14 protein-coding genes are annotated in these 21,645 nt (G+C 67.6%); 5 read left to right on the top strand and 9 right to left on the bottom strand.

Annotation, left to right across the window (positions count from 1 at the left end; genetic code table 11):
- Window positions 1–53: 53 nt before the first annotated feature.
- From drmC to ET495_RS03410, 5 genes are all read right to left on the bottom strand, one after another.
- Window positions 54–803 carry a DISARM system phospholipase D-like protein DrmC gene (gene drmC / locus ET495_RS03390; RefSeq protein ID WP_245993290.1) on the bottom strand — a complete coding sequence of 250 codons (750 nt, stop codon included), beginning with the start codon at window positions 801–803 and terminating at the stop codon, window positions 54–56.
- Complete coding sequence (gene drmB, locus ET495_RS03395; RefSeq protein ID WP_245993291.1) at window positions 787–2,661, bottom strand: DUF1998 domain-containing protein; 1,875 nt, start codon at window positions 2,659–2,661, stop codon at window positions 787–789. Before drmB ends, drmC begins: the two co-directional genes overlap by 17 nt.
- Window positions 2,662–2,799: 138 nt before the next feature.
- Window positions 2,800–6,567 carry a DISARM system helicase DrmA gene (drmA, locus tag ET495_RS03400; protein WP_342770144.1) on the bottom strand — a complete coding sequence of 1,256 codons (3,768 nt, stop codon included), beginning with the start codon at window positions 6,565–6,567 and terminating at the stop codon, window positions 2,800–2,802.
- The gene (locus ET495_RS03405; protein WP_245993292.1) at window positions 6,564–7,700 is read right to left on the bottom strand and encodes a PDDEXK nuclease domain-containing protein; all 1,137 of its coding nucleotides are present in this window, start codon (window positions 7,698–7,700) and stop codon (window positions 6,564–6,566) included. Before ET495_RS03405 ends, drmA begins: the two co-directional genes overlap by 4 nt.
- Window positions 7,697–9,013: a recombinase family protein gene (locus tag ET495_RS03410; protein ID WP_129202604.1), complete on the bottom strand. Its 1,317-nt coding sequence runs from the start codon at window positions 9,011–9,013 to the stop codon at window positions 7,697–7,699. Before ET495_RS03410 ends, ET495_RS03405 begins: the two co-directional genes overlap by 4 nt.
- Before the next feature lie 139 nt (window positions 9,014–9,152).
- Here ET495_RS03410 and ET495_RS03415 point away from each other — a divergent pair, with 139 nt between their 5' ends.
- Window positions 9,153–10,301, top strand: a complete 1,149-nt coding sequence (locus ET495_RS03415) for a type IIL restriction-modification enzyme MmeI (RefSeq protein WP_129202606.1) — start codon at window positions 9,153–9,155, stop codon at window positions 10,299–10,301.
- Between the two features lie 55 nt (window positions 10,302–10,356).
- Here the strand turns inward: ET495_RS03415 and ET495_RS18440 are convergent, their stop codons facing one another.
- Genes ET495_RS18440 through drmD form a run of 3 tightly spaced genes read right to left on the bottom strand, consistent with a single transcriptional unit; the run spans window position 10,357 to window position 17,521 of the window.
- Window positions 10,357–10,551, bottom strand: coding sequence for a hypothetical protein (locus tag ET495_RS18440; RefSeq protein WP_245993293.1), 195 nt, complete (start codon window positions 10,549–10,551; stop codon window positions 10,357–10,359).
- Between the two features lie 20 nt (window positions 10,552–10,571).
- On the bottom strand, window positions 10,572–14,327 hold the full coding sequence (locus tag ET495_RS03420; protein WP_245993294.1) for an Eco57I restriction-modification methylase domain-containing protein: 3,756 nt from the start codon (window positions 14,325–14,327) through the stop codon (window positions 10,572–10,574).
- Window positions 14,324–17,521, bottom strand: coding sequence for a DISARM system SNF2-like helicase DrmD (drmD, locus tag ET495_RS03425; protein ID WP_342770145.1), 3,198 nt, complete (start codon window positions 17,519–17,521; stop codon window positions 14,324–14,326). Before drmD ends, ET495_RS03420 begins: the two co-directional genes overlap by 4 nt.
- Window positions 17,522–18,004: 483 nt before the next feature.
- Here drmD and ET495_RS18035 point away from each other — a divergent pair, with 483 nt between their 5' ends.
- Window positions 18,005–19,021: a M15 family metallopeptidase gene (locus ET495_RS18035; RefSeq protein ID WP_129202608.1), complete on the top strand. Its 1,017-nt coding sequence runs from the start codon at window positions 18,005–18,007 to the stop codon at window positions 19,019–19,021.
- Window positions 19,022–19,080: 59 nt separating this feature from the next.
- Here the strand turns inward: ET495_RS18035 and ET495_RS03435 are convergent, their stop codons facing one another.
- A complete protein-coding gene (locus ET495_RS03435; RefSeq protein WP_129201780.1) occupies window positions 19,081–20,328 on the bottom strand; it encodes an IS256 family transposase in 1,248 nt (415 codons plus the stop codon).
- A 149-nt stretch (window positions 20,329–20,477) separates the two neighbouring features.
- On the opposite strand from ET495_RS03435, the gene ET495_RS17500 reads away from it, so the two are divergent.
- From ET495_RS17500 to ET495_RS03450, 3 genes are read left to right on the top strand one after another with little or no spacing between them, the layout of a single operon-like run.
- Window positions 20,478–20,975, top strand: a complete 498-nt coding sequence (locus ET495_RS17500; protein ID WP_162616349.1) for a hypothetical protein — start codon at window positions 20,478–20,480, stop codon at window positions 20,973–20,975.
- Window positions 20,972–21,247, top strand: coding sequence for a hypothetical protein (locus ET495_RS03445; protein ID WP_129202612.1), 276 nt, complete (start codon window positions 20,972–20,974; stop codon window positions 21,245–21,247). Before ET495_RS17500 ends, ET495_RS03445 begins: the two co-directional genes overlap by 4 nt.
- On the top strand, window positions 21,244–21,615 hold the full coding sequence (locus ET495_RS03450; protein ID WP_129202614.1) for a hypothetical protein: 372 nt from the start codon (window positions 21,244–21,246) through the stop codon (window positions 21,613–21,615). The genes ET495_RS03445 and ET495_RS03450 overlap by 4 nt, the downstream gene beginning before the upstream one ends.
- The last annotated feature ends 30 nt before the right edge of the window (window positions 21,616–21,645 follow it).

Below are 21,645 nucleotides of genomic sequence, written 5' to 3' on the forward strand. Positions count from 1 at the left end.
CTCGGAGCCTTGTGGGACGAGGGTGTCGGCTTGCCCAGTCGTCTTGTTGCGAGTCAGGCTCTGGCCGGGGGCTCGTACAGGTAAGGCTCAGCGTCTCTGATCTCGTCTTCGATGCGCGCTGCAAGCCTTGCGTCGTCGATGACGACGCCGAACTCGACGTTTCCGTACTCGGCGCTCCAGGAGAAGTTCGCGCTAGTGACGACCACGAACCGGTGGTCGATCGAGAGGAACCTGCCGTGGTTGCGGACGCGTTTGCCTTCGAAGCGCTTGGTCTGGAGGACAGTGCCGGGGGAGAGCCAAGCGGCAACCTCGGCAGTGCTCGGTCCTGGGCCACCGCCCTCGTTCGCCTCGGCGTCGATGTAGACGCGCACCGACACCCCGGCCCGTTCGACGGCGCCGCGCAGCGCGCGCCACATACCCGAGGTCTTCTGGAAGTTGTAGGTGGAACACACGACGGACTGACGGGCGTCGTCGACGAGGGACGCGAGCGATGTTGTCAGGCCGCCTGACTGCGCGAGGTGGCCGGGCATCGTCCAGATCGTGTCGACCGCACGCGTGGTGGACCGGGCGCCCTCGATGCCACGCAGCGCTGCGGCGAGGATCTCGGTCTTGAAGCGGAGCCCGGCGCCCGCAACGAGGTCGGTCACCTTCGCCTTCTTGGCGAGGTCGATAACCCCGATCGCGGAGGTGAGGCTCTCGCCGTCCTCAAGCGACTCCGCGACGAGGCCAGCTTCGGTCCCCGTCAGCAGCCGTCCGAGTTCACGCAGCGCGTCGGCGCGGGTCGCATCAGCGGAAGAATCCAAGGTCCACCGCCCCGGGGAGGTCGATGAGGAAGCGGCGGTCGAGGAATCGGTTCGCCCTCTCGCAGGACGTCTCCGACGCCATGGCGCACGTGTGGCAGGCGGCCCCGTGGAGGAAGTCCTCCGGGTCCTTGGGTGTGCGGTGGGCGCAAATGGGGTCGGACGAGCATCGCTTTGCCCGGGTCAGGGCTCGGGTCACGACGTCGTTGAGCCGTCCTTGCTCGCTGAGCTGGACGAGTCCGCCGAGGGTCCCGTCGGAGTCGGACGCCGTGGTGACGATCAGGAGGCCTGCCGACGCCGGCCGACCGTCGTCCGCCTTCCAGGCGTAGATCCGCTCGGACAGGGATGCGGCCGAGTAGCCGGAGTACATTGCCATCTCGCGGATGAGGACGTGCGCGAGGGTGTGGAGCAACCAGTACCGCGCGGGCCGGAACCGAGTGTCGGGGTCGACGTCCTTTGCCGTCTCGGAGAACCGCGCCCGGAAGTTGCGTTCGTGCGCGGCACGATGGGCATCCCAGAGGTCGGTCTTCTCGATCGCCGACTCCCAGGCGGAGACGGCGGCCTCGTCGAGCTGGATGTAGATGCCCTCGCCCTTGTCCTCGCTGGCCACGGCCCAGCGAGGTCTGCCGTCGCGGTTGAGCGGGACGAGGCGACGGGCGATGTCGTTGGCGCGTTCCATCTCGTCGATGCGTGTGAAGCCGAGTACCGCGTTGACCTTGCGGAGCTTGTCGACAGCGAGCACGCGGGAGACGTTCCGCGCGGTGAGCTCGGGGTGGACCCCGCCGTCAGGAGGGGAGAGCACGAGTCCGCTCTTCTTGTCAGCCTGGTGCTGCTTGCCGATTGGGTCGCGTTGGAGGAAGTGCCACTCGGGCACCAGGAGGCTGACGGGGTCGAAGGTGCGCCGCAGCTCGGCGATCTCCTCTTCAGACGGCGCGGGTGCGACCAGTTCCGCCAGGGCCGCGGCGAGCGCGGCGTCGGTGCGATCTGCGAGCGGCGAACCGTCATCCTCAAGGAACTCGCGCCACTTGTCGACGTCGTCCCCGAGGCGTTCGAGTCGCTTCTCGGTCTTGGCCGCAACGCGCAGCTCGTCGGCGAGGGACTTTGCCGTCTCCTCGGCGGCCTCGGGCATGACGACGATCGACAGCGTGGCCGGGAACCAGAGGTTGGAGGCGCCGAGGATCATCAGTTGGGTGTCGATGGTGCAGCCGCCCTTGACAAACAGTCCGAGGTGCGGGTGGCGTCCGCGGCAGCGCGGCAGTTTCGGCCGCCCGATCTCGCCCTGGGCTTCGTTCATCGGGCGCGACATCCCGCAGGACTTGCAGAGGATCGTCGCCGAGGCCCCCTTGCCGACCGAACGTTCGGGCATCGCCAACGCCGGCGACTCTGCAGCTGCACACGCCCCGCCCTGGTGGACCCACCAGGAGTACGGGAACTCGTCGAGGTGCCCTTCCGTGCAGGCGATCAGGTAGCGGGCAGGAACAGCGGGCACGGGCTTGCGTGACGGCCGACCCGAGTGGCCGGGGCACTTCTCGTGCTCGAAGCGGGCCTGGTCGGGCCGGAAGGGGTTCGTGTTGGCGTATGCGAACTTGGTGAGCGGCCCGAGCATGTCGCAGCCGGTGCAGCGGAGCCACTGCGGGAACACACGCGACGGCACGCCGAGGTCGTCCCCCTCCTTGCTTCGAGCGTTCGCCTTGGGCGCCCACGGAAACGGGCGCAGCTCAGCGACCTGCGGGCCGAGATGGGTGCGGACGGCATCGAGCAGGCGTGGTGCATGAAGGCTCGGGATGCCGGCGCGGCGCTCCCAGATCCGGTCCCAGTCGTCGAGGCCGGCGGGCATGACGGTGAACGACGGCAGGTCCATGGTGGAGCCGGGACCGTAGGTGTAAAGCAGCGACGACGGGCGCGCAGAGCCCACCTTCGCGCGGTTCTTGGTCGCGGTCTGCGTGTCGCCCGCTTCGAGGTCCCGAGCGGGTCGAGCACCGCGCCCGGTTCGAGCAGGTCAGTCATCGTTCGCGTCCTTCTGCTCAGGTTTGGGCAACCACGTGGGCTGGTGGTTCAGCTCGTACGACATGAGCTTCTCTTTGCGTGGCGTGACCAGGAGGTTGATCTCGGGCTGGACCTCGCGCATGGAGTTCGCCACCCGGAACGGGGGGCTGTCCTGCATCCCGGCGTCGAGGCGGGAGTTCTCGGGCGACAGCAAGAGCGCGCTGTACTCGCCGTCCTTGCCGGGCGGGATCTTCTCGTAGACGAGCTGATGCTGCTTCTGGCGCACGTACGCGCGCCGCTTGGACCACTGATCTCTGCGGTTCTTGAGCCGTTCTCCGACGACGTGCGCGGCCTCGTCACCGCCAGCGACCTTTGCGCGGACGACGATCTGCTCGATGAGCGCGTCCAGCCGCCCCATGGCGTCATCGACCCGCCACGCTTCCTTCTCGGGCGAGAGCCCGTCGTCCCGCACGGCATCGAGCACGCGGGCAGCGCTGACGAGCACGCCGTCCAGCGAACGGTCGATTGACGTATACGAGTACGGCGTCACCGACAGCGGCTCAACCTGGGAGTAGAACGTCTCGTGGTAATGCCGGAACGCCTCGAAGTGCGCAAGGTCGCGGGGGCGGGCCCAGTTGCCAAGCGTGACGACCAACCCGGGCCGGTCGGCGTCACGGCCAACGCGAGAGGACGCCTGGATGTACTCGGCGGTGTTCTTCGGCTGGCCGACCATGAGCATCAGGCCGAGCCGCGTGACGTCCACGCCGACCTGAAGCATCGACGTCGCCAGGACGGCGTCGAACGGCACGTCCTCACGGTAGGCGTACCGCTTGCCCGAGTCCCGAGCGGCCCTCGCCGCCGTCGCGCGATCCTTGCGGCCTGCGGTCGAGTCCCATGTGGGGTCGAACGTGACGCCCATCTGGTCGAGCGTCCCGGTGATCTCGCTCGACGCGACGCGCGAGGTCAGCTCGGCGACGTTGAGGCCGGCGGGCACGCTCCCGAACCTGAGCGGGAAGAACCGGCCGGGCCGATGTTTCTTGATGGCTGTCTGTACGTCGTCGGAGATGTACCGCGCCATGCCGGCCAGCTCCCTGGTGGCGTTGAAGTAGCCCACCAGTGTCATGTACGGGTCCGCCGACGTCGGCTTGCCCTCGGCCGGTGGGACGGCCTGGTCCATGAGAACTTGGCCCGCCGACAGGAGCGTGCTGGCGACCACGATCTCGGCGGACGTCAGGCGGACGCCGGTCGTGCTGATGCCGATGTAGCGGCGGCCCGGGTTCTCGGGCGACACCTCGACCTCGCGGGAGAAGAACGTGTCGGCGACGTCGAGCACCTGGGGCGGGAAGATCGTCACCCTGCGTCCGTAGAGCGCCCTGATCTGCTCCGAGGCATTGCGGACGGTCGCCGTGGAGGCGACGACGAGCGGGCGGATGGTGTTGCCATCGGCGTCCTTCCAGGTGTTGAGGACGTCGACGGCGAGCTCGAACGCCCCGACGGCGGTCCCGAGGGCACCGGTGATCAGGTGGAGCTCATCCTGGATGATGAGGTCCGGCGGCCGGAGTCTGTCGGCGGCACGTACCGCGGCGGCGGGCAGGCCAACCTTGGTGGGGTGCTTTCCGCCGATGTCGATCGAGCAGATGGCCCCCTGGTCGTCGTGAATGTAGCCATGTCGGTCGCACCGCTTGCGGACGTATCCGAACAGTGCGGCGGCCTCGCCCTCACGGGCAAGGCGAGCGAACTTGTCGACGGTCGCGATGACGAACGACGGTGTCAGGCGGTAGATCTCCTCATCGACCGTGAGGACAGGCAGCCCTTCGTCGCTGGTCGCGCCCTCGGAGAATGGGCAGTCTCCGAAGGCGTCCCCGCAGTACACGCGGATGCGGCGCTGGTCCTTGTCGCCCTTCATGTTCTTCGGCTCGATCGGGGTGCCGCACCAGGGGCAACGCTGAAGCTGAAGCACGGTCAGTCCGTACTTGCGGCCGTCGTTAGCCTCTGCGAGTTGCTGTTCGGCCTCGTCGTACCGCTTGGGTGAGACGGCCGTGCCGACCCACAGTCCGATGCGGAACGGCTCAGTGCCCCACGTCTCCTCGTCCTCGCGGCGCACCACCTCCGCGGCGCACACCATCGCCGTCGCACGCTGGAACTGCTGCGCCGTCAGGAGACGCAGTGTGTAGCGCATGAGCACGGCGACACCCGCCGTTCCATCGATCCGGCCATCGGCGCCTTCGATCACACCGACCCGTCGGCGAATGGCGAACGTGAACGCAGCGAGCCCCAAGTAGGCCTCCGTCTTGCCACCACCGGTCGGGAAGAACAGCAGCTCTGCCTTGGCGCCCGCAGATGAGCGACGCTTGACCGCTGGCCGCGCCAGCGCCTCGATCTGCATGAGCACAAACGCGATCTGGAATGTGCGCCACGAGTGCGCCTTCGGCCCGCGGGCGAGCACGTCGTCGCGGGCCGCCGCAATGCCAAGGCGAGGGTTCGCGGCCCGCAGCTCTCCGACTTGCGACTGAATGCGCTGGTCAGCCATCACCTGGTTCATGAAGCGGAAGCACCGCAGCGCTTCCTCGTCGGCTAGGAGGAACGCAAGTCCGGCTGCCAACTGCTTCGCGACGAGTTCTGCGTCCACGACAGCCTCGGTCGCCACGTCGCGTAGGTGGTCCGGGAGCGCGTTGATCGCTGCTCGCTGCGCAGCGAGCCACTCTTGGTAGCCCTTGACGATCGGCTGGAGTCCGGCGGCGAGGTTGTCCTTGCTTGCGGTCGCGAGCCGCGCCATGTCGAGCATCGCGTCGTCGATGTCGAGTGCCCGGGTCTGCGGCGTTTCCGAGATCGGCAGCCAGGTGGTCCGCACCTGCGTCGCCCGCCGGGCACCCTTCTCTACCGTCCAGTCCACGGAACATGTTCGGCCGATCGCGAACTCCAGCCGGTCCCGATACTGCAGCTGAAGCCGGGCAAGCTCCGGCTCGTGGTCGAGGAACGCGTCCTCGACCACGTCGGATACCGGCAGGAACACGTCCTTCGCGGGAGCGTTCACGTCGGCCTCGACGTACAACTGGGTCTGGTACAGCCAGGCGTCGATCGGGATGTGGCGCGGGGTCTCCTGGTCGTTGCACAGGGCCGCCTCGATGATCCGCTTGCCCTCGAAGTCCATGACGTCGACACGGATCAGGATGTCGTCCTCGAGGCGGTAGTCCTTCGTCTCACCCGCCTCCAACGCAGAGAGCACGATCGGCTGTCGGTGCGCGTGCTGGGTCCGGCGGTACTTGCGGCGTTGCCGTCCGGACGCCGTGACCTCGTCCGTCTCCTCCGACCGGTAGGTCCCCCACTCCGCGCGAATGACCACGCGCTCCGTCTCCGGTGCAACCTGGAACCGCAGGCCCATCGAGGCTGGGATCATCAACCCCCGTCGCAGCGGGACATCCTCGGCACCTTCGTCGTCGGACCCGGCCGTCTCGTCTGCGACTGAACCCACCGGCACGCCGCGCCCGAGGTCCGCTTCCTCGGCCGGAACGACGTCGTCGTCCGCCGCCGACGCGGCGTCCTCAGCCAGCGTCACGCCACCCTTGCCGGTCAGCTTCGCTGGCGCGATCCGGCCGACGAGGTAGAGCGCATCCGGCTGGGCGTCAAGCAGTTCGTCCTCGCCGTGGGCAGGCCCGAGGAGCTCGCGCTTGAGGATGTCGGTGAGATTCTCGCGATCGGTCCACGATGTGCCGTCGGGCATCGTCGTGAGCTCGTAGTCAGGGAACGGCGCGCGCTCGGGTCCAGCCGTTGCCTGGCTCACAAGCCTTCGTCCTCTCCTGGCGCCGCGTCATTGTCGGCCGGCTCGACGTGGCCGTGCAGGAGCGCGGTCTGGTGGGCGAACTCAGCCCGAACCACACCTTCGAGCTCCTCCACGCTTGGCAAAGCGCCTCGCGCGTCGGCCGGCAGACCTTGCCACTGCGCGACGGCGACCGCGGCGGCCGTGGACGCGAGCGCATACCGGACGGTCGCCTCTCGCTTGCCCGTGCACAGCAGCAGGCCCACCGTCGGGGCGTGGACGTCCTTCTTGCGGATCAGGTCATCGACCATCGTCACGTACGTGCCCAACTGCCCGAGGTACTCCGGCTCGAAGTCAGTGACTTTCAGCTCGATGACGACGTACCGGAACTGCTCGGTGTGGAACAACAGCAGGTCGATGTACCGGTCCACGCCGTCGACCGACAACCGCACCTGTCGACCGACCAAGGCCATCCCGCGCCCGAGCTCCAGGAGCGTGGACTCCAGACGGTCCATCAGGGCCTGCTCCAGGTCACGCTCCTTGACTCGCCCGGTCAAGGTGGCGATCTCGAAGACGTACGGATCCTTGGTCAGCTGCTGAGCAAGGTCGGAGTCGGCGGGCGCGAGCGTCGCCGTGAAGTTCGACGGCGCAGCCCCCGCCCTGGCCCGCAGGTCGTTTGTGATCTGGAAGCGCAGCACGTCGCGCGACCAGCCTCCGGCGACGGCCTCGCGGGCGTACCAAGTGAGCTCGTCGGTATCGTCGGTCTTGTCGAGCAGCGCCATGATGTGGCCCCACGGCAATTGCTCAGCAAGCTGCTGAGAAATGTCGTCGGACGGCCACCGCTTGGCGAACATGCGCATGTAGTTGAGGTTCGACGGCGACCACCCACGTTGGTCGGGGAACTCCCGCGTCAAGTCTGCCGACAGCCGCCGGATGACCTTGGCGCCCCACCCCAGGCGTTCCTGCCGGTCAAGAATGTCCAGACCGATCGAGCGGTACAGGCCGATCGTGCCAGCGTTGGCGATCCTGGCGATCCGCACCTGGGTTGCCCTGACCCGGGTCGTGACCTCGACGAGCCACTCTTCGTAACCCGCCGGCGGCACCGCGTCGACGGTGCCACCAGCGGTGGAGTCAGGGGACTGCGCTGCTTCGCTCACGCCCGCGATTCTGCCGGAGGCACCTGACACCCGTCGAAAGGCACAGCGGACGGTCGCCACTCGAGCAGCACCCTGTCGGCGTCGAACCGGCGCCCGACGACGCCGCGGCGGACCCGTAGCCGCTCGATCTGGCTGAGCAGGATCTCCCGGCGTGCCGTGTCGTTCGTTCCGACGTTGCCCCATCGCACCTGGACCGTGGTCCCGGCGAGCGGCTCGCTTCCTCGCTCGGTCAGAAGCCGTTCGATCAGCCAGTCGTCGAACACGGCTCGGCTCAGGGTCTGTCGACACGACGGGCAGGTAAGCACCGGGCGCCGCTGGTTCGTCCCGCGGCACATGAACACACTGCAGTCATCGCACACGACGACGCGTGAGAGGAATGGGCTCGTGGCCAACCGCTCCCCGACCTTGCGCGCCTGTGGTGTGTCCCGGCTGTCGAGGATCCGCTGGAGCTCGATGAACTCCTCAACCGTGATGACGGCGAGCGCGAGGTTCACGACGGGATCGCCCGCCGGCGAGCGGACCACCGCCATGGGACTGACGGGGCCACCTGTTCGCCCGCGCCCAGGGTTGTGGGGCGTCATCCCCGCGAGGATGGGGTTGCGGAGGAGCCCTTCGACCGTCTGTCGGTTCCACACGGTCCCTCCAGTACGGCGGCGACGCGCCGCCTCCGGCAGCGGCGCGCCGACCTCCGTGAGCCAGCGAGCGAGCGCGTTGACGACGACTCCCTGAAGTGCCCGACCGGCTACGGCACCGAGCCACGGGTGCGTGTGCGGGTCGACGGCGAGCACGCGGCCCGGTCCGTGGGGGTTCGCCGCGGACCGGAAGCCGTAGGGCACCCCACCGCCTGGCCAGCGCCCATCGTTGAGTAGCTGGACCCGAGCTGCGCGAACCCGAGCTCGGATCGCCTCCGCCTCCATCTCCCCGAAGACGGCAAGCATGACCGCAAACGCTCTACCCTGCGGACTCGTCATGTCGATGGGGTCCTCAACAGCGACCAGACCGGCGCCGCGAGCCTGGAGCGCCTCGTCGGCGTGGAGGAAGTCGAGCACGCGCCGCGCGAGCCGGTCTACCTTCCAGATCACGACGGCGTCATAGCCGTCCGCCACGAGGAGGGCGCGCCAGCCCTTGCGGTCCTCGGGACGGTTCGCGGTTGCCGAAACGCCGTCATCGACGAACTCCCCGACGACCGCCCATCCGCGGGCCTCGGCGTACCTGCGGCCTGACGACAGTTGTCGCTCGATCGAGACCGACTCCTCCTTGGTGACGGAGAGCCGGGCGTACAGAGCACACTTGCGTTGTTGGGTGATGTCCACGCCCAACCGTGGACACGTAGCTCGTCACGCCGATGGCGGTGGCGCCCTCTGCCGGTGCCGCGCGACGTCGCTGTTGTCGGCGAACGGCACGCTGGGACTGATCGCTACGAACACAATCGCGCAGGGCGACACTCGCGCTGTGGGCCTCGATGCGATGGTCGCCGGCGGGTTCACGCTCACCCGCGCGATCCAGTCTCGATCCTGGCCTGCCGAGAGTGCGAACCTGGAGTTCTCTGCCGTTTGGGGAACCAGGGGACGAGTTGCGAGCGACGTCAAGAAGATCTCCGACGGTGTGGCAGTGGCGCGGATTAGCCCGCTACTGGAGCCAGCCGGAGCGATCGACTGGACACCGGTACCGCTAGCCGAGAACAAGGGCATCGCATTCCAAGGCACTAACGTCCGCGGGCTGGGCTTTACCATCGATCCCGCCGAGGCTGCGGACTGGATCAACGCCGACCCGAGTAACCGGGACGTCGTGTTCCCATACCTCGGGGGGACGGATCTTTACGGCAGCCCGACTGCCACAGCCTCACGTTGGGTCATCGACTTCAACGACCGTTCAGAGGAACAGTCATCCCGATACACGCTCCCGTTCCAGAGAGCAGTCGCAAAGGTAAAACCTGAACGTCTGCGGAACAGCGACCAGGCGGTGCGGGAGTATCCCTGGTGGCGCTTCTGGCGCCCAGCTTCGGCAATGAGAGCGGCGCTTTCTGGTCTTGTAGAAGTGTTGGCCCTTGTTCAGACAAGTAAGACGCAGTTGCCGATCCGCGTCCCCACGGGGCAGGTGTTTAGCCACAAGCTGGTGGTGTTCGCGACTGACGACTACGGTCACCAGGCACTGTTGTCATCAAGTCTGCACCAACTCTGGGCGCAGCGGTACGGATCTTCGATGCGCCTGGATCCCGTGTACACTCCGTCTGACGTTTTCGATACCTTTCCACGAATCACGCCAACGGCGCAGCTCATCGATCTGGGAAAACTGCTCGATACCCGACGCACTGCCATTATTGCGCGTCGGAACCTGGGCGTGACTGAACTCTACAACCTGGTGAATGATCCACGCGTGAAGCCAGGCGATGACACGGATGTCGATGAGATTAGGACCATCCACTCGCGACTCGACCGCGAGGTTATCGTGGCCTACGGCTGGTCAGATGTCGAACTTGAGCACGGTTTCCATGCGTACAAGCAGGTCCTTAAGTGGTCCGTGTCACCTGTGGCACGCTACGAGCTGCTCGACAGGCTGCTCTCCGAAAACCGTAGGCGTTCGCTCCTATTGGCCAGTTGAGCGACTGCGGTTCAGTTCTAGCAGACGGTCCAGAATCTCCTGACGCGTCGCGGGATCAACCGAGAAGCGGTCGAGCTGCTTGTAGTTGAACACCCATGCTCTGGCTCGAGGTCGCCCAGCCATAGGCTCCAATGACCTCTACGTCGATCTGCCGGTGTAGTTCTCGAAGCGCTTCGACATCCCGACCTGCATCAAGCGTGCTGTTCACCATGTTGTAGAGCGTGGTCAGTCCGATGTTTCGTCCCGTCATCGTTGAACGCTGGGCGCGATCTAGCTGTTCACCCAAGTCGTTGAGCCTGGTGTTTCCTGGGGCATCGGGTAGGTCTCAAAGACATCGGACGGAGTGTAAACCGGTCGCGTCTCGAGTGTTGATCCGAACCGCTGCGCCCAGAGTTGGTGCAGACTTGATGACAACAGTGCCTGGTGACCGTAGTCGTCAGTCGCGAACACCACCAGCTTGTGGCTAAACACCTGCCCCGTGGGGACGCGGATCGGCAACTGCGTCTTACTTGTCTGAACAAGGGCTAGAACATGGTCGAGGTGGGCGATAGAACTCCGAAGCCCCGGGGCACGTTCGGCGAACTGCCACCAGATTTCGCGCCTCTGTCGCCGGTTGTTACGGGAGCGCTCAGGTTTTACCTTTGCGACTGCTCTCTGGAACGGGAGCGTGTATCGGGATGACTGTTCCTCTGAACGGTCGTTGAAGTCGATGACCCAACGTGAGGCTGTGGCAGTCGGGCTGCCGTAAAGATCCGTCCCCCCGAGGTATGGGAACACGACGTCCCGGTTACTCGGGTCGGCGTTGATCCAGTCCGCAGCCTCGGCGGGATCGATGGTAAAGCCCAGCCCGAGAACATTGCATCCTTGGAATGCGATGCCCTTGTTCTCGGCTAGCGGTACCGGTGTCCAGTCGATCGCTCCGGCTGGCTCCAGTAGCGGGCTAATCCGCGCCACTGCCACACCGTCGGAGATCTTCTTGACGTCGCTCGCAACTCGTCCCCTGGTTCCCCAAACGGCAGAGAACTCCAGGTTCGCACTCTCGGCAGGCCAGGATCGAGACTGGATCGCGCGGGTGAGCGTGAACCCGCCGGCGACCATCGCATCGAGGCCCACAGCGCGAGTGTCGCCCTGCGCGATTGTGTTCGTAGCGATCAGTCCCAGCGTGCCGTTCGCCGACAACAGCGACGTCGCACGCAAGAAGAAGTAGGCAACCAGGTCTGCGCTACCTCGCCTGCCTTCCGCCAACACGTTGACGAACCAGTCGCGGACGTTCGTGCCCATCGCGCCGGTCAGCTTCTGACCGCCGAGGAAGGGCGGGTTGCCGATCACCGCGTCGAACCCGCCACGCTCCATCACATCCGGCACCGCGAGGGCCCAGTGGAGCGGCTGCCAGCGCTCGTAGTCCGTCTCAACGGTCGGGGTGAGGCCGTGCTTGATGATGCTGTCGAGGGTCTCGCGGTTCCCGGTGCCGTCGGCATGGAATGCGGCGTCGACGGCGATGCGGAGATCGTCGTATCGGTCGTTGAGCTTCTTGCCGGGTTTGCCGCCCTCCTGGAGGCCGGCGGCGATGACCCCGTCTGCGACGTCGCGGAGTTGGGCGGTGAGGTGCTGGTACTGCGCCCAGAGGCGGCGTTTGGTGTTGGTGGATCGGGCGGGGTCGTTCTCATCGACTGGGCTCGCGAGTTCGATGCGGAGTCGGGCGGCCTTCTGGATGACGGCGCGGACGTCGAGCATCTCGATCCCCTGTGCCTCGGAGCCGGAGCCGAACAGTGCCGTCGTGGAGTACGCCTTCTCGCGGTCAGACGCGCCCGTGAAGGTCTTCGCCTTCGAAGGGTCGATGTGGAGCGTCTCGATTTGACGGACGTCGGTGATGCCGAGCAGAGAGTTGCCGTGGAGCAGTTTGTCGTCGACGAAGGAAAAGGGAAGGTCGGGGTCGAGAGAGACGAGCCAGAGGGAGAGCTTGCACATCTCGACGGCCATGCCGTTGATGTCGGCGCCGTAGAGGCACTTGGCCACGACCTGACGCTTGGCCTTCACCTCAAGCGCGTGCGCGCTCCCTCGCTCGCCCTCGGCCTGCCAGGCTTCGAGAACGCGGGCGGCAAGGTACTCGGCGGCCGCGACGAGGAAGGCGCCGGACCCACAGGCGATGTCGGCGACCTTCAGGTCGAGCAGGTCGTTCGAGCTCCGGAGCTTCCACTGGGCCTCGTCCACAGTCTGGTGGGGTCCGGGTTGATAGACGAGCGGTTCGAGCGCGTACCGCACGACTTCCTGGGCGAGTGACTTCGGCGTGTAGTGGGCACCGGAGTTCGCGCGGGATGGCGTCTCCGCGACGGCGAGTCCGCCGGGCAGGAGGACGACTGGGCGGTCCCGCAGGTCGCGGCGGATGAGTCCGACATACGGGCGCAGGCGGGTGAGCAGGGTGTCGTCGCGTGTGACAGTGAGCAGAGAGCGGTCGGCGTCCTCGAGTTGGTCGCCGCTGGCGAGCGCCTTCTTCAGCGCTGCCGCCGACTTCGACTTGGCCGATGGCTGGTCAGTCTTGATCCACGCGAGCAGCGCGGTGACGAACTTGGCGTCCTCGCCGGCTGCCTCGTAGAGGTCCTCCAGCTTCGACAGAGGGATCTCGGGTTCCTGACCCTGAGTGCCGAGCAGCCCGACGGTCACCTCGTGAACGTCCTCGGCGGTGTAGCCGAGCAGGCCCTCGTAGATGTAGCCGATCTGCTCGACGTCGACGTCGCGGAATGAGACACGATGTTGCTCGGCGCCGATGGTGGCGTACTGGACGGCGCGCAGGACTTCGAGCATGACGCGGTCGGGGATGCTGACCGCGAGGCCGCCGCGATCGTCAACTGCGGTGAGGAACGGGAACCGAAGCGGGTCGAACAGGGAGCCGCCGTATGCGGGCAGGCGCATGTCCTCACTGGTCACGCCTTCGTACAGCGCCTGGGAGGTGGCCAGGAGGCGGTGCCACGTGTAGTGGGTCGCGTCGAGCGCTTCGGCGCCCTCGTCGCGAGCCCGCTTGTCGAGCGTGTCCAGCAGGCCGGAGACGCCGTAGCCCTCGGTGAAGAGTGCGGACTGCGGCAGCATCGAGCGCTCCTCGGCGAACAGCAGGAACACGACGCGCATCATCGCTGTGACCGCACCCTCGTACACCAAGCCGCGATCACCGGGCAGGGGATCGGGTCGGCCGGCACCGCGCGCGTCGACGGCAGCCTCGGCGAGCGCGGTGACGAGTAGCTCAACGGCGCGGCGGACCTGCGTGCCAAGCGCGACAGTGATGTCTTCTGCGGCGGTGACCGACTCGCGGAACAGGCCCGGTAGGCGGTCGGCTTCCTTGCCGCCCGCGAGGCGGATCGGTGAGAGCAGTTCGAGAAACGCGTCGCGGACGTCGGCCTCCTCGATCCAGGTCTGGGAGTCGACAACGCCGGACGCGGTCATGATGCCGTCCTGTGTTGAGACCAGGCCCCACCAGCGGCCGTCGGTGACGACGCCGACCTTGTGCCCGGAGGAGCGCAGGATCGCGTCCATGCGGTCGATCGGGCTCGCGGTCCACGGCTGGTCCGTCAGGGGGTCGCGCAGGGAGGCGACGGGGTCGACGACGAGGACGACGGCGTGGACCGCGTCGCTGCGCACGAACGCGCCCGTTGCCTCGACGGTGACCGACCGGCTCGGTGAGTTCGCCGTCGGCGTCGTGCCCCGGAAGGCGTCCTCACCCCAGGCGAGGTGCACGTCCCAGCGGGCGACGTCGCGCAGCACGGCGTCGATCCACTTGTCGCGCGCACCGCGCACCTGCTCGACGGCCTTCTCGTCGACCTGACCCTTGGCGGCTTGCCGGTTCCAGGCGTCCCAGGCGCGGTCGAAGTCGGGTTTGGCGTCGCGCAGGGCGGCCTTCTCGTTCTCGCCGAGTTGGGGCACGCCCTGCGGGTACACGCGGCGCAGCGCCGGAATCGCGATAAACGGTCCCTCGCGGTCGACGAGCTCGAGCCAGTCGCGGTGCGTGCGGGTCTTGCGCGGGGTGCGGGGAATCATGCGAGCTCTCCCTGAGCGGCGTCCTGCGGGGTCAGGGCAAACACGACGGCGGCGGCCGAGACGAACGGGCGAATGTCGGTGTACCTGTCCTTGATGGCCTGGATCTCGCGCGCCTCCTCGGCGGCGAGGTTCTCCAGGCGGTTCTCCATCGAGCGGATGTCCATGCGGTACTGCTCCGCCTGACGCGGGTCGAGATCGAAGAGGAAGCCCTCGATCTCGGCCTGCTTGGCGCGCCGGTCGCGGAGCGATTCCTGAAGGTTGCGGCGGAAGCTGCCGAAGATCTGCCGGGCACGGCCGATGTCTGCGTCGCGCCGCTTCTCCAGGTCCGCCGTCACGGACTCCTGGTGGCTTGCCGCACGCTTACGCATCTCGGACTCAAGCCTGCTGCGAAGGCGGCCGTTGTCGGCGTTCCACGCGGCTGCCAGACGCGTTCGGATGCGCTCATCGGCCAGGTGCAGGTCTGCGGCGTCAAGTGTCTGCTCCAAGAGCGTCTCTGCCTTGGCCTCGGCGAGGCGCTGACCCTTGACGCGGACGCCCGTCACGAACACCTCCTCGTGCAGGCGCAGCCCGCCACGTCCGACGAGGACGAGGCGAGAGATGGCCGCGACACACGACTCGTCGATGTCGTCGACGACGACCGCCGTGACGCGGTTGACGGAAGACTCTGCGCTGAACAGTGCGGCACGCAGGATCCGAGAGGCCTTCTGCATGAACGTGTGGCCGAGGTGGACGTGGACGACCTTCTCGAAGCCGCCGTCGAGGATGGTGTCGTCAAAAGTGATCGGTCGGTGCAGGCCCGGGGCGAGGCGCGTGTCGAGGCCAGCGACGGCCGAGTCCCACGAACGGGCAAGGCTCGGAACGCGGAAGATCTCAACGTCGTAGTCCTGCGATCCCTCTTCGATCAGGGTCGGCTGGCTCGTCAGCGTCAAGGCCGTGTCGACCACCCGGCGGGCGTTCGACGGCGTCAAGTGCATCCGCAGCTTCTGGTCGTCGTACGTCGAGGCCAGTTGCGTCAGTGCACGGTTCAGGTCCTGGTCTCCCGCCAGCGCACGGTTGCTGATCGCGCTGCCCTCGTCCTTGACGATCTGCGCGCGGGCGGCGACCTTGACCCGGCCAAAGTGGTTCTGAATGTCGGCGTCGATCACCAGGTTCACCGACCCGAGATCGTCTGCGACGTTCGTGACCTTCTCGGCGATCCGACGCATGAAGTCCATGTCCGCGCTGTACGAGCCCGCAGCCTTCTCAGGCAGGAACTGGAAGATCTGCGGCGTCCGCGTCTGCCCGTACCGGTCGATACGTCCGATGCGCTGCTCCAGGCGCGACGGATTGAACGGCACGTCGAAGTTGACCAAGCGGTGGCAGTGCGCCTGGAGGTCGATGCCCTCACCCGCGGCGTCGGTGGCGACGAGCACCCGGATGGGCTCCTCGCTCGGGTCTGCGCTGAACCGCGCCCGCGTCAGCTCCCGCTCCTCGGTCGGCGATGACCCCTCGATCGTGGCCAGTCGCTTCTCGTCGAAGCCGCGCTGGCGCAGGTTCTCAACGATCCACCGGAGCGTGTCGGCGTACTCGGTGAAGATCACGACCCGCTCGTTGGTCCAGGTCTTGCCATCAGGCCGGCAGATGGCAGTCAGCCAATCGATGAGTGCGCGCAGACGGGAGTCGGGCTTGGCCTCGTACCCCAGCCCCCACGCAACGAGCTCCGCGATCTCCTGTGACGTCGCAGCGACCAACGGGTCGTTCGCCTTCGACTGCCGCAGGGCGTCGAACTCAGGGTGCTCGGTCGCGCCCTCTTCCTCGTCGGACTGGTCGGACCCGAGCACCGCGGCGTAGTACGCGTCCTCGTCGTCCCACTTGTCTGCGCTGCCCGTCGTCGCGTCGCGGTACCCCGCGAGCGTTGAACCGAACGCATACGGCGACGACAGGAAGCGCTTCTTCAGGAGCATCGAGACGATGTCACCCGAACGCCTCTTGCCGTTCGCCTCGGCCGACGCGTTCAGGATCGAGTCGAGCTTCTCGAACGCGGCCTCCTCGTCAGCGTTCGGCGTGAACGTGATCGTGTTGAGCTCGCGCGCCTTGAAGCCCTTCTCCTTGATGTCCCTCTTCAGGCGCCGGACCGTGACTTCCTTGAGCGCGACCGGGTCCACCGTCGCGCCGCGCGAGAAGCGCCGGTTGTCGATCATCTCCAGCAGCGCCGTGAACGACTCTGAGTGCCCGTTGTGAGGCGTCGCCGACAAGAACAGCCGGTGCTCGCAGACCTTCGCCAGATCCCTCACAGCGTTCGTGCGCTGCGAGTCGACCGCGTACCCGCGCGCGCCACCGATCGACGTCGGGCTGGACGGCGCGACGTGGTGGGCCTCATCGACCACGAGGACGTCGAAGGCGTAGTTGCGGGCCGAGTTGGCCTTGTCCACCTCGGAGTACACGTCACGCAGGAGGCGCTGTGCGCGCAAGCCCGGCAACCAGGCCATCGACACGATCACCCGCGGGAACAGGCGGAACGGGTTCGCGTTCAGGCCGTGGCTACGACGCACCTCGGCCATGAGCTCAGAGTTGACGATGACGAAGTCGAGGCCGAACTTCTCCCGCATCTCGTCCTTCCACTTCAAGGCGAGGCTCGGCGGACAGACGATAACGACGCTCCTGGCCCGGTGGCGAAGCAGGAGTTCCTGGACGACAAGGCCGGCCTCGATCGTCTTCCCGAGACCGACGTCATCAGCAAGCAACAGGTTGGTGCGCGGCGCCTGGAGTGCGCGGCGCAACGGCTCCAGCTGGTAGGCCTCGACATTCGCACCCGAACGGAACGGCGCCTGGAACGCGCCCTCGTTCGCCGACGTGACTGCACCCCAGCGCACTGCGTCGACGAACGCGGCGAGACGGTTGGGATCGTCGAACCCCTCAGCGGTGATCAACTCGGGCAGGCCCTGGTCGGGCGCGACCGAGTGGCCCACCTCAAGCTCCCAGATAACACCGAGCTCCTCACCCATCCGGTCCTCGGCGAGCGACTGCAACCGGACGACATGGTTGAGTCTCGCGCGACCGTCGTCGGCCGAGCTGCGAGGCAGGCCCTGCTCCTCAACGGTCATCACGGCCCACGTCGCGCCACGAACCTCGACGATCTGGCCAGGCTCAGGGATCGGCGGAAGGCCGACGTTCTTCGGCTTGCTGCTCTGATCGATGTCGACCGCGGTACTCACGTGGTTCTGGGTCCCTCGTCCTGGTGGAAGCGCACTTCACCGTGCTCGTGGACGACTCTATGCAGGCCCGAGGGCATGGTCGTAGCACCGATACCTGTGGCGCTCGGAGTGTCGGCGTGATCCTGCGACTACGCACCAGCCGCCGAAATCTCCAACCCTGCGATTTCACCCTCTCGGGCCGCCCGACCAGACCGTGCCGCTCCGATGATGATGCGTCCTCAAGCGGCCGAACCGGTCCACGCGCGACTGACCAGGACCAAGGCGTGCCACTCTCCGCCCGGCCGGACGGGTTGAAGCGTCCTCACGCTGAGCCCGTGCGGACCCCGCACCTACCAAGCGCCAACACCACTCCCGTTGGACGCTTCGGACGGATGAGTCCGGGTCAACGCAGCCTCGCCGTCGTCTGCCGTCCTCTCTCGCCGCAGGCGATGTACCTCGCGAAGGCCGCGCTTCCCGCGTGACCCGCACCGCGAGGAGGGTCGAGTGGCAGGCGCAACCGTCGCAGCAGGCGCGCGTGCGACCAGGACCAAGAGCGGCCGCCGTGTCGTCGTCGCGCTCGCCCTCGCGTTGCTGGCCGTCGTCGTCGCGCCGATCGCCGCAGTTGTCGGCGTCGTCGCCGTCGTCGTGAACTCGTTCGTCGCAACCGAGACCGACAGGATGCAGACCGACGGCACGGTCGCCTACAACGTCGAGGACTCCACGTTCGTCGACGTCGACCCGAACGCGAATGGCTGGGGTGGCTTCACCAACGGCAACGTCGCCCCCGAGGACCTGTGCACGCTCCCGACCGCCCCGACGATGCGTGCCCGCTGCGACGCCGCCGAGGCGTTCGGAGCCCTCACCGCCGCGTTCCGTGCTGAGTTCGGCCACGACATCGCCGTCACTGACGCCTACCGCTCCTACTCGGAGCAGGTCGCGGTCAAGGCGTCGAAGGGCTTCCTGGCCGCGGCGCCGGGCTTCTCGAACCACGGCTGGGGCCTCGCGCTCGACCTCGGCTCCGGCATCAACTCCTACGACACCGCCCCGTACGCCTGGATGAAGGCGCACGGCTGGCGCTTCGGGTTCTTCCACCCCACATGGGCCGAGCCCGCGTCGCCCGACTTCACGAAGTCCGAACCGTGGCACTGGCAGTACCTGCCGGCCGCCGTCGTCGCCCAAGCAGACCCGGGCAGCCGGACCTCGGACGGCACCCCGGACAGCAACCGCGCCCTCGGCAAGGCGATGGCCGCCGAGCGTGGCTGGACCGGTGCTGAGTGGACGTGCCTGGAAGAGCTGTGGACGGCAGAGTCGGGCTGGAACCACCGGGCCGACAACCCGACGTCGTCCGCGTACGGCATCCCGCAGGCGCTGCCTGGCTCGAAGATGGCGAGCGTGGGCCTGGACTGGGCGTCCAACCCGGCCACGCAGATCGCCTGGGGGCTGGGCTACATCGCTGAGCGGTACGACACCCCGTGCAGCGCGTGGGGGTTCTGGAACGGCAACTCGCCGCACTGGTACTGAGGGGGTCAAGCCCCAGCAGGTGGTGTAGCGCGTTGTGATCCTTCGTCGTGTCGGTCAGGTCAGGCGGCGGCTCCGAGGGTCAGCGGCTGGGCGGGGACGACGTCGGTGGAGACGGCCAGAGGGGTGCGTGCCTTCTTGAGGGCGTCGAGGGAGAAGTAGCGGCGCCCTTCGGCCCACTCGTCGTGCTGTTCGGCCAGGACGGCGCCGACGAGCCGCACGATGGCGTCACGGTTAGGGAAGATGCCCACGACGTCGGTGCGACGGCGGATCTCCTTGTTGAGCCGTTCGTTGGGATTGTTCGACCAGATCTGTCTCCAGATCTCCTTGGGGAACGCGGTGAACGCGAGGATGTCGGCGCGGGTGGCGTCGAGGTGGTCGTGCACGTCGGGCAGCGGGGTGGCGACCATGTCGAGGAGCTGGTCGAACTGCGTGGTCACCGCCGCGGGGGTGGGCTGGTCGTAGACAGAGTGCAGCATCGCCTTGACGGCCGGCCAGGACGCCTTGGGGCACACGCTCATGAGGTTCGCGGCGTAGTGAGTGCGGCAGCGTTGCCAGGTCGCTCCGGGCAGGTTCGCCGCGATCGCTTCGACCAGGCCGCGGTGGGCGTCCGAGGTCACCAGGCGCACCCCGGTCAGGCCGCGGGCGACGAGGTCGGCGAAGAACTCGTTCCACGCCGCGCCGGTTTCCGAGGTCACCACGCGGGTGCCGAGGACCTCACGGTGCCCGTCACCGTTGACGCCCGTGGCCACGAGCACGACGGCGTTGATCACCCGGCCGGCCTCACGGACCTTCATCGTCAAAGCGTCCGCGGCGACGAAAGTGAACGGGCCGGACTCGTCCAGCGGGCGGTGGCGGAACGCGTCGACCTGCTCGTCCAGGTCGGCGGCCATGCGGGAGACCTGCGACTTCGAGAGCCCGTCGATCCCGAGGGTCTTGACGAGCTTGTCCATCCGGCGCGTCGAGACGCCTGCCAGGTAGCAGTCCGCGACCACGGTGGTCAGGGCGGACTCGGCCCGCTTGCGGCGCTCGAGGAGCCAGTCTGGGAAGTAGGTCCCCTCGCGCAGCTTGGGGATCGCCACGTCGATCGTCCCGACCCGGGTGTCCAGGGGCCGGTGCCGGTACCCGTTGCGCTGTGTCGTGCGCTCGGGCGAGCGTTGGCCCCACTCGGCGCCGACGACCGTGTCGGCGTGCTCGGAGAGCAGGGCGTTGATGATGTTGCCCAGCATCGTGCGCATGAAGTCCGGGGAGGACTCGGCCAACGCTTCGTGAAGCAGGCGGGCAGGGTCGATCATGTGAGGTGCGGTCATCGCGGGTACTCCGTTCGAGCGAACTTGGGAAGGTTCAACTCGAAGGATCACGCGGTGGCCGCCTCTCATCTCCCGGCTGTCACGCCGGCGACGGCCACCTGGCCGACCTACACCACTCTGCGGGACTCAACTACTGAGGGGAGATCGCGATGGTCCACAGTCGTGGAGGTCGCCGGCTGGCGTGGGTGGTCGGGGCGGCGGCGCTCGTCACCGTCGCCCTCGTGGTCGGCGTGGCGGTGTGGTTCGCCGTCGGGCGGCACGACGACGTCGTAGCGGCAGTGGGCGACGGCGCCCCTGGGGCGGCGGCGACTACTGGAGCGACGCCGACCTGGTCGCCCTTGCCCATGACCTTGCGCGAGCGCGTCCGAGCGCGCGAGGACGCGGCCGCCGAGCTCGCGGCCGCCGAGCTCGCGGCCGCCGAGCTCGCGGACGCCGCGGGCGGCGCTGGGGTGGGGTCCGACGATGCCGTGACCGGTTCGCCCCGGCTGCCGATGCGGCACCGGTCGGCGACTCCGGACGGGAGGCAGCGCGCGGCTGGCTGGAGGCGGCTCTGGCGTGGCGTGAGGACGACGCAGACGTTGGTGCATGGGACCGGGCAGTCGAGCGCGCGAACGCCGAATGGGCTACGGCAGACGCGCAGACCGTGATCGTTCCGAAGACGGCGCTTGAGCACATCGCCTTCGACGCGGCCGTCCACGCGGCCCTGCCACGCATCGTCTCGATCACTGACGAGACCGACCAGACGATCGACCCGGCTGACGTCGTGACGCTGAGGGCGGAGGTCGTGTTCGGGAGCGGCGAGGGCTGGGCGCGTCCCGGGATGCGGCTACTCGTCGCCATGCGGGTTGCCGACGACAAGGTCACGGGCGTGTTCATCGACGACGGCTACGTCGTCTCGGACCCGGAGCTTGTCCCGTGAGCGGCGCGCTCGGGCGGGTGATCGCGGGCGACGACTCGGTGACCGTACCGGGCCTCGACTTCACCTGGCTCGACGGTGGCGACAACGGCACGACCGGCGACACGCTCCGCGCCGTCGTCGGCACGGCGCTCGGCATCGCGATCCTCGTCTGCGCGATCGCGTTTGTCCTCGGCGTCGCCTGCTGGGTTGCCTCCCGCGCCACGGGCGGCTCGCTCGGTGGCAAGAACGCGACGTTCTTCGCCGGCGGCGCCGGAGCCGCGCTCCTCGGGATGGTGCTCCTCGGCTCACTGTCCGGCGCCACCGGCTGGGGCGCGGGCGCCGTCGGCGACTGGATTGCGACATTCGTCCCGGTCGGCCAGAGCCACTGAACTATGTCCGTGCACCACCCCGCTGCCAAT

The organism is Xylanimonas allomyrinae, assembly GCF_004135345.1.
Taxonomy (GTDB): Bacteria; Actinomycetota; Actinomycetes; order Actinomycetales; family Cellulomonadaceae; genus Xylanimonas; species Xylanimonas allomyrinae.